This window comes from Enterococcus sp. DIV0008 (assembly GCF_050542615.1).
GTDB lineage: Bacteria > Bacillota > Bacilli > Lactobacillales > Enterococcaceae > Enterococcus_D > Enterococcus_D innesii.
In genome coordinates this window covers 3,080,497-3,096,296 of the sequence record NZ_CP172937.1, presented here as the reverse complement: position 1 = coordinate 3,096,296, position 15,800 = coordinate 3,080,497, and the positions used below count along the sequence as shown (strand labels likewise).

Here is a 15,800-nt window from a genome sequence, read left to right as displayed (position 1 = left end):
CTATTAGAAATCCTGCCAATCATCCTCGGCTGTTTCGTCTTTAGAAGTGGAAGTAGGGTTTGGTTTGTGGTCTTGTCCAAACCCGTAGGCATCAAAAAAGTTGCCTTTTACCCATGTGTACCGTGGATCATTCGCCTCGCTATTATCAAACGGTTCTAATGGCTCAAATGGCCGATTGCCAAACAGGCCGCGATGTCCAGGAAACGGCATTTGCCGCATAGCTTCTTTGATTTGTTTTTTCATTTGGCGTCGCTCGTTAGTGCCCATGTCTTGCCAAGTATCTTTCATTTGTTGCCTCATTTTTCGGCGTTCGTCATTCGTCATTTCCTGCCAATTTCCGCCCCATTGCTTCATCATTTCTTCACGAATCTCTTGCATGACTTGCAAACGATCCATGGGATCAACAAAGCGTTGTGTCTGTTGCTGAAAGTCAGCCTCCCATCCAGCAGCAATGTTTTCAAGCAGACGGGCAAATTCGGTTTGTTCTTCCTCTGTTAACCCAGCAAAAAACGTTTGACTGCTGGTGGCTTCTTTTTGTGCCAGTAATTTTTCTGCTTTTTTTCGTCCAGTCTCTGTCAGATAGATTCGTTTGATCCGTTTGTCGGCTGCATCTTCTTTACGCTGGATATCCCCACTGTTTTCCATTTTCTTCAATAGTTCTGCCAAGGAACTTGGCCGTAAATCTAAAACTTCTGCGAGGTAATTTTGCACCAAGCCATCTTCTAAGTTTAAAACGGCAAGGACGCGTTGCTGTCCAGAAAGGCGTTGGTTGTTTTGGCTCATAAAGGCATTGCTGGCTTCGCTGATAAAACGAAGCTGTTTCATTAAGTGATCGGTCATTGTACTCATTGAAAACACTCCTTTTGGATTATTGTTCGGTACCTAACGATATCGATGGATTGATTATAGTTCGGTGCCGAACGAATGTCAAGAGAAAATAGTTTGTTTTTTTCTAACAAAAAGTAAGCAAAAGGATTGACTTACTAAAAGTAAGTTTGGTATGCTGAGTCCATCGTTTAAGAAAACACAATAAAAGGAGTACAAAAGAATGGTCTTTGGATTTGGGAAAAAAGAACAAATAATTGAAAAAGAAGTGATTAAAGAGGTGTATCGCACCCCGGAAAAGAAAAAAGCGCAAAAAATCGGAATCATCGTTGGCAGTACGAGAGAAGGCCGCGTGAGTCCGCAAGTAGCCAATTACGTGTTACAAACAGCACGAGCACATAGCGACCGCTCGTTTGAAATCATTGATATCAAAGACTACGACTTACCCTTTATGGGTACAGGCGAAGCGAACCAAGCGTGGAACGAAAAAATCGCTGAATTAGATGGCTACATCTTCATCGTGCAAGAATACAATCATGGGGTCTCGGCTTCCTTGAAAAATGCGTTGGACAGCGCCCGCGAGGAATGGTTCAACAAAGCAGCAGCAATCGTCAGCTATGGTTCAGCAGGTGGGATTCGGGCCGCTGAGCAAGTTCGCTTGATTTTGGCGGAACAAAAAGTAGCCACGGTGCGCACTAATCCAGCCTTCAACTTATTTACTGATTTTGAAAATTTTGCCACCTTTACTCCTGGCGAACATATGACGGCAGGAATGAACGATATGTTGACGGAATTATTGGACTGGGCAGACACATTTGCCAATCGTTAAAAAACAAACGAAGACAATCTTAGGAGGAACCTATCATGAAATTTGGTATTATTTTAGGCAGTACAAGAGAAGGACGCGTTAGTCCGCAAGTCGGAGCATATATTCAAGAAATTGCTACTCAACGGTCAGAGCATCAGTTTGAGATCGTGGATGTAAAGGCATTTGATTTACCGTTTATGGGAACGGCTGAGCCAAACATGGCATGGAACAAAAAAATCGCTGAGTTAGATGGCTATATCTTCATCGTGCAAGAATACAACCACGGTTTTGCAGCTTCCTTGAAAAACGCCGTAGATTCTGCTCGGGAAGAATGGTTTGATAAAGCAGCTGGGATCGTCAGTTATGGTTCTGGCGGTGGGATTCGGGCCGCTGAACAATTGCGCAACGTATTAGCTGAACAAAAAGTTGCCACCGTGCGGACTAACCCAGCCTTCAATCTCTTCACTGATTTTGAAAATTTCAGTACCTTCAAACCAGGTGCGCACATGGCTGCAGGTGTCAATGACATGCTAGATGAATTGTTGTTGTGGTCAACGGCTTTTGCCACGATTCGCTGATCTGTTTAGGATGTCACCATTTATCATCGATCATTTGCTGTTTCATTCATTGGATGGAACAGCATTTTTTTGCGTTTCCAAGGGATGGTTTTCACTGGAAAGGCTATTTCACTGAAAGAATGACTAAAAATCGGGTATACTAGAAGAGCAGAAGATGCGGGCAACTGCGTTCGATTTTTCCAAAAACGAGCACGCAACCAGTAACAGAGGAGTGAACAAGAGCATGAATCTACTTTTTGCGATTGATGATCGATTCAGTGAACAATTAAAAACAACGTTATATTCAATCAAACGTCATACGACAGCAGCATCTTTCGATGTCTATGTCTTACAAGAAAAAGAATTGAGACAAGGTGCAGAGCTAGAGGTCTTTTGTCAAAAATTGGCGATGACCTATCATCCCGTCGTCATCGGTTCTGGTTCGATCTTTAAAACGGCACCAGTTAGTGACCGCTACCCAGAGTCGATCTACTATCGATTGTTGGCACAAAATTACTTGCCGCAGCAGGTGGAAAAAATCCTGTATCTGGATGCGGATATTTTGTGCATCAATGATTTGCGCCCCTTGTATGAGCTGACGTTAGGGGATTTTCTGTATGCCGCTGCCAGCCATTCTAAACTGACAGAAGTGACAACAGTCATCAATAAAGTTCGGTTACGCAATTATGAGTCGGAAGGCTACTACAATTCAGGCGTTTTGCTGATGAACGTGCATCAGCTACGGCAAGAGGTCAAAGAAACAGAGATCGCAGCCTTCATTGAGAAAAATCATTTGAACCTCTTTTTGCCGGATCAAGATATTTTGAATGGGTTATATGGTGATCGAGTGCTGGCGATTCCTGATCAGCTCTATAACTATGATGTACGGAAAAACCGTACGTATGAGACGATCAGCCTAGGGGAATGGAGTTTGGATTGGGTCATCGAACATACCGTTCTGCTGCATTTTTGTGGCAAAGAGAAGCCGTGGAAGAAAGGCTATCGCAGCCGCTACGGTTCGTTATACAAATATGTAGAAAATGAACGGCGGAAGTTTGAAGAGGAACAATCAAAGTAGCTGTCATTGAATATAATCAAAATTACCTTGAAAGAAACGTCCACACGGGCGTTTCTTTTTTTAAGCGTTCTATTCTGCTTTTTTTCGATTCGATGGTACGATGAAACTAGCGAGTCATGAAAAAAAGAAGGAGTGGAGAACATGAAATTTTTAATTTGGCTGGTCTGTGTAATCGGCATTGAAGCAACAGGAATCATCTCGAGTTTGTTTGCAGGGGACATTGCCGGAACGTATGCGCAAATGGAAAAACCCTTTTTGGCCCCTCCTGGCGGGATCATTGGGATTGTTTGGACGATTTTGTATGCTTTTATGGGAACGGCGTTGTATTTACTGATCGTAGCCAAAGTCAATCCAGCACTTAAAAAGAATGCCTATATCTTCTTTGCGATCCAGCAAGTATTAAACTTCTTGTGGAGTATTGTTTTCTTTGGCTGGAATGCTTACTGGGCCGGAACCATCATTATTGTCTTGTTAGTGTTATCAGTAATTATCTGTATGATCCTCTTTGCTCGTATCGACAAAAAAGCAATGTACTTGTTTATTCCTTATTTGATTTGGTGTTTATACGCCGGCTACTTAACGATTGGCTTAACTTTATTGAATGCCTGATAGAAAAACCCTCTTCCAAGCGTCATGTTGGAAGAGGGTTTTTTCTTTTAGATATAGTCTTCAGTCAATTCCATAAAGCTGGCAACATCTTTTAGGACCATGTCGATCCCTGCTTGCCAGAAGTCTGGTTTCGTTAAATTGACACCAAGGTGTTTTTGTGCCAATTCTTCGGTGGTCATTGAAGCAGTATCTTGCAATAAAGCAATGTATTCTTCTTCAAAACTAGACCCTTTTTCATTGGCATACGCGTAGATCCCCATACTAAAGAGGTAACCAAAGGTATACGGGAAGTTGTAGAACGGCACATCGTCAATAAAGAAGTGCAATTTGGCTGCCCAGAAATGTGGGTGATAAGTCGCTAACCCATCGGCATAGCTTTCTTTTTGCGCCGCTGTCATCATTTCCGTGATTTGTTCCGCTGAAACCAAGCCCTTTTGACGAGCTTGATAGAAACTGTTTTCAAAAATAAAGCGTGCGTGGATGTTCATGAACATCGCGATCGCATTTTGCATTTTGGCATCCAATAGATTGATTTTTTCTTCTTTTGTTGTTGCTTCTTTAAGGGTTGCATCCGCAACGATCAATTCAGCAAAGGTACTTGCTGTTTCGGCAACGTTCATGGCATAGTTGCGGTTTAATTCCGGCAGCTCCCAAAGAACGCTGCTGTGAAACGCGTGACCGAGCTCATGGGCAAGCGTCGCTACTTCGTTGACTGAATTGCTGTAGGTCATGAAAATACGTGACTCTTTGGTTTCTGGCAAGCTGGTGCAATAGCCGCCAGGACGTTTGCCTGGACGATCTTCTGCTTCGATCCAGCTTTTTTCAAAAGCAACTTGGGCAAAGTCAGCCATTTTCGGACTGAACTTACGGAAGTTGGTCAAAATAAAGTCAGCTGCTTCATCAAAGGTGTAGGTTCTTTCTTCCATGTCCCCAAGAATGATCGGCGCATCTTGGTCTTGCCATTCCATTTTTTCTTTGCCGAAAAGCTGGGCTTTGCGGGTCAAGAAATCAACGATCGGCTGTTTGTTTTTTTGGATCGTGCCCCACATAGCATCCAATGTCGCTTTTTGCAGACGATTGTATTCTAATGGTTCCTTCAAGTAATCAGTGACACCGTGAAGTTTGAAGGTAGAGAGGCGGAAACCGTCTAAGTGGTTCAAGGTATCCGCAAAGAGGTCTTCTTTTTCTGCCCACGTCTTTTCCCAAGTATCGAATAAACGCGCACGAACTTCCGGATCAGGATCGCCCATCATTTTATTGAAGGCTTGACCAGCTGACAACTTGATCGTCGTGCCGTCTTCTTGCAGGAAAGGAATTTCGATTGAGGCAACGATTGTATCGTAATGTTGGCTCCAAGCATTCAAGCCATCTAAATTTAAAGTGTTGATGATGGTTTCTTCTGCCTCGGATAACAACTCTTTGCCGTCGCGGCGAATCTCGCTTAAACGAAAAGCGACAGATGCTAAGTTTTCTGCTTTAACTAGTGCTGTCCAATCATCCTCAGAAATTTCTGTCAATTTTTTTGAAAAAACGGTTTGTGCTGCTTGCAGTGCTGGCAATTTTGCATAGAGGTCACCCGTCAGGATTTTGGCTTTGCTGTCATTGACATTGGCTGAAAGCAAGGCATTGATAAAGCTGCCACATTGTGAAAATCCTTGATTGATAGTTGCGGATAAATCAAGTAACTCTCCTAATTTTGCTGCATCGTCTTCGCTGTTGGGCGACCATGCATCGACTGTTGTTCGGTAATTTGCAATTTGTTCTTCCAGTTGGCTCATGCGTTCTTTTAATTGAACAGAATCGCTGCCTCCCGGAAAGATTGTTTCTAGATCCCAATTGATTGAATAGGTCATTCCTATCAAACCCCTTTCTTTTCCTTCGATCTTATTAAGTATAGCATAACGAAATTTGGTCGCAACCATCAGAATCCTTATGAAATAAGGGTTTTTGATGAAACTGTACCAAAAACAAAAAATGGAATGTATATCTCCTTGATCTATTGATAGGGCGGAAAAACGTCAAAAATAAAAAAACTATTACATCCTCATCAAATTCTTAGAAAAAAAACGATGGATAAATATTACATATGAAAAAAAACAGCGAGTAAAAAAACGTCTGAAGAGCGATATTCGCTTTTTCATGCATAATGCCAAATCCTTTGCGAAAAGAACACGAAATATACCACTACGAAAGCGTATACAATTAGGTAGCATAGAGGCGTAAACAGAAGAAGGAGGAAGAAAAATGCCAAATGCTATTCATGTTTTTTCAGAGATTGGACGCTTGAAGCAAGTCATGCTTCACCGCCCTGGTCGGGAATTGGAGAACCTTGTTCCTGATCATTTGAACCGCCTGCTATTTGATGATATTCCTTTTTTGGAACAAGCCAGAGCAGAACATGATCGGTTTGCGGAAGTCCTACGTCAAAATGATGTGGAGGTGTTGTACCTAGAAGATTTAGCTGCTGAATCGCTCACGTCACCAGAAATCAAACAGCAATTTCTCAAGGATTATTTAGCGGAAACAACGATCCAAAGTCCCGAGATCATCAAAGAAGTCACGGATTATTTTCTGTCTTGCGACAATGATCGGGAACTGATCGACAAAACCATGGCTGGTTTAGCCAAAAATGAACTGGAGCTGCCAAACACCCAGAGCCTCGCTGGGACCGTGGATGATCAATACCCATTTCTGATCGATCCAATGCCGAATTTGTATTTTACGCGCGATCCCTTTGCGACGATTGGAAACGGCGTTTCGTTGAATCGCATGTATTCAGAAACAAGACGGCGCGAAACGTTATACGGCAAATATATTTTTGCTCATCATCCAATGTTTCAGCAAAATCCGCCTCATATGCTTTATGATCGCGCCCAACCAACCCGCATCGAAGGTGGCGACGAATTAGTTCTGTCAAAACATGTGCTGGCGATTGGTATCTCGCAACGAACGGATGCCGCTTCGATTGAGCAGCTGGCCCGCAAAGTGTTCGAAAATGAGCCAAGCTTTGAATATGTCCTAGCGTTTGACATTGGTCAAGAGCGCAAATTCATGCATTTAGATACGGTATTTACAATGGTCGATCATGACAAGTTTACGATTCATCCAGAAATCGAAGGAGAGCTGACGGTTTATTCAATCTCACGAGCAGGTGATGGGGTGACGATCAAAGAAGAAAAGGACACGTTGGAAAATATTTTATGTCGCTATCTAGAACTAAATGCGGTTGAATTGATTCGTTGCGGTGGCAGCGATTTGATTGCAGCGGCTCGGGAACAGTGGAATGACGGTTCGAATACTTTAACGATCGCACCTGGCGAAGTCGTCGTATATGACCGCAATACCATCACCAATCAGAAGTTGGCAGAAGCCGGCATCAAATTGCACAAAATCTCCGGCAGTGAATTGGTTCGCGGTCGTGGCGGCCCTCGCTGCATGAGCATGCCATTTGTTAGAGAAGATATTTAAATCAGAGGAGGAATCATCGATGGAACAAGTATTTAAAGGAAAAAGTTTTTTAGCAGAAAAAGATTTTACGAAAGCCGAGTTAGAATACCTCATTGATTTTTCAATCTATTTGAAACAGTTGAAAAAACAAAATATTTCTCATCGCTATTTGGAAGGCAAGAACATTGCTCTTTTGTTCGAAAAAACATCGACTCGGACACGGGCGGCCTTTACGACAGCTGCCATCGATCTTGGTGCCCATCCAGAATTTTTAGGCGCGAATGATATCCAGCTAGGCAAAAAAGAATCCGTCGAAGATACAGCAAAAGTTTTAGGCAGCATGTTTGATGGCATTGAGTTCCGCGGGTTCAGTCAACAAGTCGTTGAAGATTTAGCCAAATTCTCCGGTGTTCCTGTTTGGAATGGCTTAACCGATGAATGGCACCCAACCCAAATGATCGCTGACTTTATGACCATCAAAGAAAACTTCGGTACCTTGGAAAACATTACGCTAGTTTATGTGGGTGACGGTCGGAACAATATGGCAAATAGTTTGTTAGTGACGGGGGCGATTTTAGGGGTCAACGTTCGTATCTGTGCACCAAAAGAACTTTTCCCAGCGCAAGAAGTGACAGATTATGCCAACGAATTTGCTAAAGAATCTGGCAGTCAGTTGATGGTAACAGACGATATCCAAAAAGGTGTTAAAGATGCAGACGTCTTGTATACCGATGTTTGGGTGTCAATGGGGGAAGAAGACCAGTTCGAAGAGCGGGTGAAGCTGTTGAAAGATTACCAGATCAACCGCGAAATGGTGATGGCTACCGGAAAACAAGACGATGGCCTGATCGTGCTTCATTGCTTGCCAGCGTTCCATGATACGAATACGACGTATGGAAAAATGATCGAAGAAAAATTCGGCATTTCTGAAATGGAGATCACAGACGATATTTTCCGTAGTCACTGGGGTCGTCAATTTGAAGAGGCTGAAAACCGGATGCACTCAATCAAAGCGATCATGGCAGTAACCTTAGGCGATCTATTTATTCCTAGAGTGTAAGAAGGAGCAGTGAGCAGATGAGTGAAAAGAAACCAACGATCGTTGTCGCCCTTGGCGGCAACGCCATCTTAGCAGAAGATGCCAGTGCCAAAGGGCAAAAAGAACGGCTTAAACAGACGGTCGAGTATTTAATTCCCCTGATTCAAAAAGACGTTCATTTGATCATTACCCATGGGAATGGGCCCCAAGTGGGAAATTTGGTGTTGCAGCAGCAAGCGAGCGATTCTAGTAAAAATCCAGCGATGCCTTTAGATACCTGTGTCGCCATGACCCAAGGCAGTATTGGCTATTGGTTGCAAAATGAGCTGAGAACCCAGTTGAAAGCAGCTCAAATAGCGAAGCCGGTGGTGACTGTGGTCACGGAAATTACAGTCGATGCCCAAGATCCAGCATTTGCCCATCCGACAAAACCGATCGGTCCTTTCTTAACGGAAATGGCTGCCAAAGAAGCCATGGCGGCAACAGATGCCATCTATCGTGAAGATGCTGGTCGTGGTTGGCGGAAAGTCGTAGCCAGTCCTGCACCACAAGCGATCCAAGAAGTTGCCAGCATCAAAGCGCTGATCGAACAAAACACGATCGTCATTTGTGCAGGAGGCGGCGGCATTCCTGTGTTAGACAATGGCCTGGGTGTTGAAGCCGTGATCGATAAAGATTTTGCTTCTGAAAAATTGGCTCGTTTGGTCGATGCGGATCAGCTGATCATTTTAACGGGCGTAGAAAAAATCGCTTTGAACTTTGGCAAGGAAAATGAGCAGTGGTTGGATCATGTGACCGCCGCTGAATTGGAAACCTATGTCGATGAAGGCCATTTTTCACCAGGTAGTATGTTGCCGAAAGTGCAAGCCGCTTTGAATTTTGTCAAAATGGGGGCGGAAAAACAGGCAGTGATTACTTCTTTAGACAAGCTGGCAGACATCGAAGACGCTGGTACGCAGATCACCTGGAAATAAGCGAAGCAGCAAAGCAAGACCCAAAACATTGGAGTGAGAAAAATGATCGACCACCAAATAAAAGATCCATCAACAAGAGTGAACAGCTTTCAATGGCTGGAAGAAGAAAATCAGCAGCGGTTGAAAGAGCATATTTACTGCCGTACGTACAAAAAAGGCCAGGTACTTTTTTATGAAGGCGACGTAAGAGATCGGATATTCCTCGTGATAGAAGGACTTGTGCGGATCGAAAAAACCGACGGAACTGATTCCTATTGTTATGTAGATTTTGTTGGGCCTGATCAGTTATTTCCTTTGATTGGCTTGTTTGAAAGAGACAACTATGATGTATCGGCATTCGCTGCAACAGACATTGTCGTGCAGTTTGCAGCGATGTCGCTGTTTGAACCGCTAGTTGTTTCGTCTACAAGTCAGTTGCTGTGGCTCAATCAGCAAATGAGCCGGCAATTGGAAAAACAAAGACGCCGTGTCGAGTATTGTGTCACCTCCAGTGCGCAAACAAGAGTCGTCAATACGATTGGTCTTTTGATGATCGAACATGGGCAGACACAAGGTGAGCAGATTCGCATTCCTTTTCCCGTTTTTATCAATGATATAGCCAAGTACAGTGGAACGACCCGAGAGACAGTCAGTCAAACGCTCAAGGCGCTCGTGCATAAAAGAAAGATTTATTATCGCTACAAAGAACTCATTATTTATGACCAGGATTATTTTTCTCATGTTGTCAATTAATGGTAGGCAGCAAATAGGATTGATTCAATAAAGGGGGAACACAGATGAAAAAAAAGCAAAAAGAAAAAAAGTCGCTGACATCGTTCAGTATCTTATTTCTGATCATTATCGCCTTGACGGTCGCTTCCTGGCTTTTAGCAGGGCAGCCTTTTGCGCCTTCTTTACCAGCAGGCCAAGAAGAGATGGTCAGCCAAGTGGTAGGTGCCAAGTTTTCTGATTTCTTTATGGCGCCTTTTAACGGATTTCGTGATGCGATCGAGATCTGTGTGTTTATTCTCTGTTTAGGTGGTTTTTTGAATATCGTCACGCGAACAGGCGCTTTGGAAGCCGGGATTCAACATTTGGTCAAAAAACTCAAAGGCAATGAGTTGATTTTGATTCCGATTTTAATGATCCTGTTTTCGATCGGCGGCTCCACTTATGGAATGGCGGAAGAAACGATTCCTTTTTATTCCTTATTAGCAATCACGATGGTGGCATCAGGTTTTGATACGATCGTCGCAGCAGGAACCGTTATGCTGGGTGCGGGTGCTGGCGTGATTGGCTCCACCGTCAATCCCTTTGCGACCGGCGTTGCGATGGATGCCTTGCGAAGCATCGATATTGCCCCAAACAACGGCACGATCTTAGTAGTCGGGGCAATGCTTTGGTTAGTCACGACCGCATACTGTATCTTTGTAGTGATGTCTTATGCCAAAAAAGTCAAAGCTGACAAAGGGTCGACGATCTTATCGCTGCAAGAGCAAAAAGAAATGGAAGAACATTTTGTCAAAGACACGAACGAAACCTTGGCGTTTACGCAAAAACATCGACTGATTCTAACGATTTTTGGCTTATCCTTTGTGATCATGGTGGTTTCCTTGATTCCTTGGGGAGACTTTGATATCCATGTGTTTGACGGTTGGACCGCCTTTTTAACCGGCAATAGCTTCGGAGAATGGTATTTTGGTGATTTGGCCATGTGGTTCTTCTACATCAGTATCATTATCGCGTTGATTCAAGGGTTCTCAGAAAAAGAAATCGTGACCAACTTTATTGATGGGGTCAAAGACATTTTATCAGTGGTCTTGATCATCGTTGTGGCACGGGGTGCTTCCTATATTATGCAGACGACCTACTTGGATCTGTTTATTTTGGATCGGGCTTCTCATCTTTTAGAAGGCTTATCGCCCGTCCTGTTCGTGATTGGCGCCTACATTTTGTATTTGCTCTTATCGTTCTTGATTCCATCAACTTCCGGACTAGCGTATGTATCGATCCCAATCATGGGAGCTTTGGCGCAAAGCATCGGACTCAATCCGAACGTTATGGTGATGATCTTTACTGCTGGTTGCGGATTAGTGAATTTGATCACACCAACTTCTGGCGTCGTGATGGGGGGATTGGAGCTGGCTCGGGTCAACTATTCCACTTGGACCCGCTTTATGCGCAAACCGTTACTTGTGATTGGGGTTTCGAATCTGCTGATCTTGATCTTCTCGATGCTCTTCCTTTGATAGGCAATCTGTCTTGCTGCTCCCCCACTGAGTGAGAGGTTCTGCTTATTTAAAAAGATCTGAGAGGAGCTGATTGAACAAATGAAGAAAAAAGAGCGTCAAGTGATCATCAAACGTCTTTTTGCGGAACACCGTATCGAATCTCAAGAAGAATTGATGAACTTATTAAAACAAGAGAACGTTACAGCAACCCAAGCGACGATTTCCCGTGATATGCGAGAAATGAATATTGCCAAAACCTATGCGAAAAATGGCCGTCCTTATTATTCGATTTTTGAATCAAAAGAGCGCAATTTGGAGGACAAAATTGCTTTTTCTATGTATGAATATTTAAAAGCGATCACGCAAGTCGAGTTTATGGTGGTGGTGCATACTGCGGGAAATGGAGCAGATGTCATCGCCAACTACCTAGATGAGATGGAGCTACCGGAGATCGCCGGTACCATCGCAGGTTTTGATATCCTATTGATCATTACCCCTTCAAAAGCTGCTGCTGAAGCCGTCGTTCGCCGCTTAAATCATTATGTCGAGGGCTATGAGATCGGTACAAGCCTCTTCAAGGATGAACCACAGGTCTGAAAATAAGCAAAAACTTGCAGGTAGGCAGCGATGTGTCGCTTAAGTTGTTTCAAAAGAAGTATGTCAGCTCTATAAGGATGAACAAAGCTGTTTTTACTGACTAGTGAATGATGAAAAAATCCGTGCGTCGAACAGAGATAGGTTCGACGCACTTTTTTTATAGGTAGAACATGGTTAAGCAGGAAGGTCACGACAGCAGTTGGTTATTATGGGAGAGTGCTGAAAGGAGACGGTATTATTGAATCAGTTGGTCACTGATCTTGTAGGATCAACGGTCTCGAGATAAAAAAAGTGGCCATTTTCATAAGTAAAGACCATAAAACCGCAATTAGCCAATCGTAAAGGGGGGACTTCATTTGGAAATAAGTGTTTGAAAAAATAAAAGATTGCACCGTTGTGGGAGACAACTAAGGTATTGTCAGCTTTGGTAGTGGTCATGATATCTACAAGCTCGGCAAACATTCGTTGGCGAACTTCAGCAGCAGATTCTCCGCCGAAGGATTGATAAAAATGTTCGTAAGCTTTTGGTCCTTTCGGCTGCAAGTGGGTACTTTCTCCCTCGAATAGACCAAAATTCATTTCTTTCAATCCTTTTCGGCGCTCATAGTCGGTTGTCCCGCAGATTATTTCTAGTGTGTCACAGGCCCTTTCTTGAGTCGATGCTACTGCATGGCCGAAAGTTAGTTGGTTTCTTGCAAAGTAAGCTTTTGCCTTATGGGCTTGCTCTTTGCCGGTCTCCGTTAGGGGAGAATCACACCATCCTTGTACTTTGCCAAGTTTGTTGAAAAGAGTTTCTCCGTGGCGCATTAAGTATAACCGCTTCATAATCATTACTCCTTTTTTACTATTGTAGCTGTTTGGGTGTACTTGAAGTCAAGGGGAACAAGCCTTGTTTTTTTTGTGACCACAAAAGCCATATTGAACCCTTAAAAAATGGATAAGCATTGTTTCTAGCTGCGTAATTTTGAGCAGACTATTTATTAAGTGGATACATCACTTATCTTAGGAAAGATCAAGTGATCACCTAATCGCCAGAAAGTCTATGCCTAAAAAGCATAGGAAGGCGTTTTTTAAGCAATAGACATCGCTTTTTGTTTGAATTAAACTTTAGCTAACAAAGAAAATAGTGGGGAGTGATCAGTAAAATGGAGTATACCAAATTAGGCAATACGGGTTTGGATGTTTCCAAAATCTGTTTAGGTGCGATGAGTTTCGGTGACCCAGTCAATTGGATACACAAATGGGTTTTGGAAGAAGCTGACAGCCGTCCAATCATTAAAGGGGCACTTGACTTGGGAATCAATTTTTTTGATACGGCGAATGTTTATTCAATCGGGCGTAGTGAAGAGATTCTAGGCGCAGCATTGAAAGACTATGCTAAACGGGATGAAATCGTGCTGGCAACAAAAGTACATCAGAAAATGTTTGATGGCCCTAATGGCGGTGGACTTTCTCGGAAACATATCATGTCCCAAATAGATCAAAGCTTGAAACGTTTGCAAACAGACTATGTTGATCTATACATCATTCATCGATGGGATTACAACACACCGATCGAAGAAACGATGGCAGCCTTACATGATGTGGTCAAATCAGGAAAAGCTCGCTATATTGGCGCATCAGCGATGCATGCTTACCAATTTCAAAAAGCCAATTATATTGCTGAGAAAAATGGTTGGACCAAATTCGTTTCTATGCAGAATCATTTAAACTTGATCTATCGTGAAGAAGAAAGAGAAATGATTCCTTATTGTGAATCAGAAGGTATCGCTCTTACACCGTACAGTCCATTAGCCTCTGGTCGTTTGGCCAGAAGCAACAATGAGTCATCAAAACGGTTAGTGACTGATGAGGTTGCTCGCTCCAAATATGACGAAACCGCAGATAAAGACCAACTGATTATTGACCGCGTTGGAGAATTGGCTAGTCGCTATGGTGTCAGTCGAGTAGAAATCTCTTTAGCTTGGTTATTCAGCAAACCAACTCTGGCAGCACCAGTGATTGGCGCGACGAAAATGTCTCATGTTGAAACAGCAGTTAAGGCGACAGGCATTGCTTTGGATCCCGCTGATATTGCATATCTCGAGGAGCCTTATGTTCCTCATCGAATCGTTGGGTTTGAATAATTCGTTTCCTTCTAGGTTATGGTCTGAGAAATGAGAAAAGTATCTGAATGGCATGAAAAGCTGTTTCAGATACTTTTTTATGTTTTTTGAGGAATCGCTTTGAAAGAGAGACTCTAAAGGAAGATCGTTTTTCATCGAAACGCTGAAAGATCAATAGAACGCTCTTTTTGAAAAACAGTTGCATCACCAAATGAAAATGGTAAGATAGGAAAATGAGGAGTGAAAATTATGAAAAAATTACTGAAAGAACCGAATTTTTACTTTTGTATCGCAGTTGCGGTCATGGTCATCCTCTTTATCAGCTCTTCACAAACCTATGAGCAGCAATCGCAAATCGGGTTGCTTTCACGAATCTTAAAAAATGAACCATTGAAAGAGTGGCTAGAGAAGATTTCTTTTTCCTATGCTGGTTCGGAGATCAGTATTGCGGAAAAAGGCTATTTCTCCTTTGTGGAATTTTTCATTCGTAAAGGCGCACATTTCTTTACCTATTTTGTCCTAGGGGGCAGTTTGTTTTTCGTGCTCGTTTATCGCCGTATGCCGTATTGGCTAGCCGCTTTTTTTGCTTGGTTGGCAGCCACCGGCTATGCTGGGATCGATGAATACCATCAAATGCTGACGGGAGGTCGGACGCCGCTTTTTCAAGATGTCATGCTGGATTCAGCTGGAGCACTGACCGCCGTTCTTTTGGGGTGGTTGATTTGTCAGCTATCGAAAAAGTCACCTAAACGCCGCAAAACATAACGAGTTGTCGGCGTTTTTAAGCGTTAAGCTGTTAGAAAGTATAAAAAACAAGAGGCGAAACCAATGGAAAAAAGTTTGAGTAGTGTCAAAGGCAAAACCGAGTTTGTCGTGCATGAAAGTTTGCCGGTGGGGGTTCTTCTCGCAATGGCTGGCGGCTTTTTAGATGCCTATACCTATCTCTTTCACGGTGAAGTGTTTGCGAGCATGCAGTCGGGGAATGTTATTTTGTTAGGGATCAATCTTTCAACGGGGCAGTTTGAACAAGCCTTTCGGTATCTGCCACCAATCTGTATGTTTTTAGTGGGGATCGTGGTGACGAATTATCTGCAGCATCATTTTCCGACTGGTGGTTGGATCGTTTGGCAAAATGCTGCGTTGATCTTTGAAGCAATCGGTATTTTGGTTCTGGGCTTTTTTGCGCGTTCTTTACCCAATGTCCTGGTTGATTCCGGATTATCTTTTTTTGCAGCGATTCAATATGCCGCCTATCGGCGCTTGGCAGGGATGCCCTATGCCACCACGATGACCACTGGCAATTTACGTTCGCTGGCTGATTACTTGTATTTGCGCTGGTTTAAGCAGGACCGATCAGTGACACCCAAGATCATTTCTATTTCCTTGATCATCGGCGGTTTCTTTTTTGGGGCGGTTTTAAGCAGCTTGCTAGGAATTTTCTTATTCCACCGGACCATCTGGGTGGTTTCAGGAATTTTAGCCCTGGTGTTGGGAATCACGATCCACAGTCAAAATAAAGAATAGAAAAAAGACATTTCCCGGAATGTCTTT

16 protein-coding genes are annotated in these 15,800 nt (G+C 43.2%); 13 read left to right on the top strand and 3 right to left on the bottom strand.

The genetic code is table 11. From position 1 onward, the window contains the following. Nucleotides 1–3 precede the first annotated feature (3 nt). Entirely contained in the window at nt 4–849 is an 846-nt protein-coding gene (locus IGI84_RS14615) for a MarR family transcriptional regulator (RefSeq protein ID WP_220426992.1), read from the bottom strand. Nucleotides 850–1,048: 199 nt separating this feature from the next. Here IGI84_RS14615 and IGI84_RS14610 point away from each other — a divergent pair, with 199 nt between their 5' ends. The 4 genes from IGI84_RS14610 to IGI84_RS14595 all read left to right on the top strand — a co-directional run bounded on the left by IGI84_RS14610 (nt 1,049) and on the right by IGI84_RS14595 (nt 3,877). After that, on the top strand, nt 1,049–1,654 hold the full coding sequence (locus IGI84_RS14610) for an NADPH-dependent FMN reductase (RefSeq protein ID WP_142425166.1): 606 nt from the start codon (nt 1,049–1,051) through the stop codon (nt 1,652–1,654). Nucleotides 1,655–1,689: 35 nt separating this feature from the next. Then, nucleotides 1,690–2,211: an NADPH-dependent FMN reductase gene (locus IGI84_RS14605; RefSeq protein ID WP_077452405.1), complete on the top strand. Its 522-nt coding sequence runs from the start codon at nt 1,690–1,692 to the stop codon at nt 2,209–2,211. Between the two features lie 223 nt (nt 2,212–2,434). Beyond that, entirely contained in the window at nt 2,435–3,268 is an 834-nt protein-coding gene (locus tag IGI84_RS14600; RefSeq protein ID WP_368255723.1) for a glycosyltransferase family 8 protein, read from the top strand. A gap of 141 nt (nt 3,269–3,409) precedes the next feature. Continuing rightward, nucleotides 3,410–3,877 carry a TspO/MBR family protein gene (locus IGI84_RS14595; protein ID WP_081119244.1) on the top strand — a complete coding sequence of 156 codons (468 nt, stop codon included), beginning with the start codon at nt 3,410–3,412 and terminating at the stop codon, nt 3,875–3,877. Between the two features lie 47 nt (nt 3,878–3,924). Here the strand turns inward: IGI84_RS14595 and IGI84_RS14590 are convergent, their stop codons facing one another. After that, a complete protein-coding gene (locus tag IGI84_RS14590; RefSeq protein ID WP_420699049.1) occupies nt 3,925–5,730 on the bottom strand; it encodes a M3 family oligoendopeptidase in 1,806 nt (601 codons plus the stop codon). A gap of 391 nt (nt 5,731–6,121) precedes the next feature. On the opposite strand from IGI84_RS14590, the gene arcA reads away from it, so the two are divergent. The 6 genes from arcA to IGI84_RS14560 all read left to right on the top strand — a co-directional run bounded on the left by arcA (nt 6,122) and on the right by IGI84_RS14560 (nt 12,144). Beyond that, nucleotides 6,122–7,345: an arginine deiminase gene (arcA, locus tag IGI84_RS14585; RefSeq protein WP_086291565.1), complete on the top strand. Its 1,224-nt coding sequence runs from the start codon at nt 6,122–6,124 to the stop codon at nt 7,343–7,345. A gap of 19 nt (nt 7,346–7,364) precedes the next feature. Further along, entirely contained in the window at nt 7,365–8,384 is a 1,020-nt protein-coding gene (gene argF, locus IGI84_RS14580; RefSeq protein ID WP_312731381.1) for an ornithine carbamoyltransferase, read from the top strand. Between the two features lie 17 nt (nt 8,385–8,401). Next, complete coding sequence (gene arcC, locus IGI84_RS14575) at nt 8,402–9,337, top strand: carbamate kinase (RefSeq protein ID WP_077452400.1); 936 nt, start codon at nt 8,402–8,404, stop codon at nt 9,335–9,337. Between the two features lie 42 nt (nt 9,338–9,379). After that, complete coding sequence (locus IGI84_RS14570; protein WP_077452399.1) at nt 9,380–10,069, top strand: Crp/Fnr family transcriptional regulator; 690 nt, start codon at nt 9,380–9,382, stop codon at nt 10,067–10,069. Between the two features lie 44 nt (nt 10,070–10,113). After that, the gene (locus IGI84_RS14565) at nt 10,114–11,565 is read left to right on the top strand and encodes a YfcC family protein (RefSeq protein ID WP_194195618.1); all 1,452 of its coding nucleotides are present in this window, start codon (nt 10,114–10,116) and stop codon (nt 11,563–11,565) included. An 81-nt stretch (nt 11,566–11,646) separates the two neighbouring features. Then, on the top strand, nt 11,647–12,144 hold the full coding sequence (locus tag IGI84_RS14560; RefSeq protein ID WP_081119251.1) for an arginine repressor: 498 nt from the start codon (nt 11,647–11,649) through the stop codon (nt 12,142–12,144). A gap of 243 nt (nt 12,145–12,387) precedes the next feature. Here IGI84_RS14560 and IGI84_RS14555 read toward each other — a convergent pair whose 3' ends face one another. Continuing rightward, a complete protein-coding gene (locus IGI84_RS14555; RefSeq protein WP_081119252.1) occupies nt 12,388–12,969 on the bottom strand; it encodes a histidine phosphatase family protein in 582 nt (193 codons plus the stop codon). Between the two features lie 320 nt (nt 12,970–13,289). Between IGI84_RS14555 and IGI84_RS14550 the strand changes: the two genes are divergently transcribed. The 3 genes from IGI84_RS14550 to IGI84_RS14540 all read left to right on the top strand — a co-directional run bounded on the left by IGI84_RS14550 (nt 13,290) and on the right by IGI84_RS14540 (nt 15,773). Further along, complete coding sequence (locus IGI84_RS14550; RefSeq protein ID WP_086291569.1) at nt 13,290–14,270, top strand: aldo/keto reductase; 981 nt, start codon at nt 13,290–13,292, stop codon at nt 14,268–14,270. A 228-nt stretch (nt 14,271–14,498) separates the two neighbouring features. Further along, nucleotides 14,499–15,014, top strand: coding sequence for a VanZ family protein (locus tag IGI84_RS14545; protein ID WP_081119254.1), 516 nt, complete (start codon nt 14,499–14,501; stop codon nt 15,012–15,014). 63 nt (nt 15,015–15,077) lie between these two features. Next, the gene (locus tag IGI84_RS14540) at nt 15,078–15,773 is read left to right on the top strand and encodes a YoaK family protein (RefSeq protein WP_077452393.1); all 696 of its coding nucleotides are present in this window, start codon (nt 15,078–15,080) and stop codon (nt 15,771–15,773) included. The last annotated feature ends 27 nt before the right edge of the window (nt 15,774–15,800 follow it).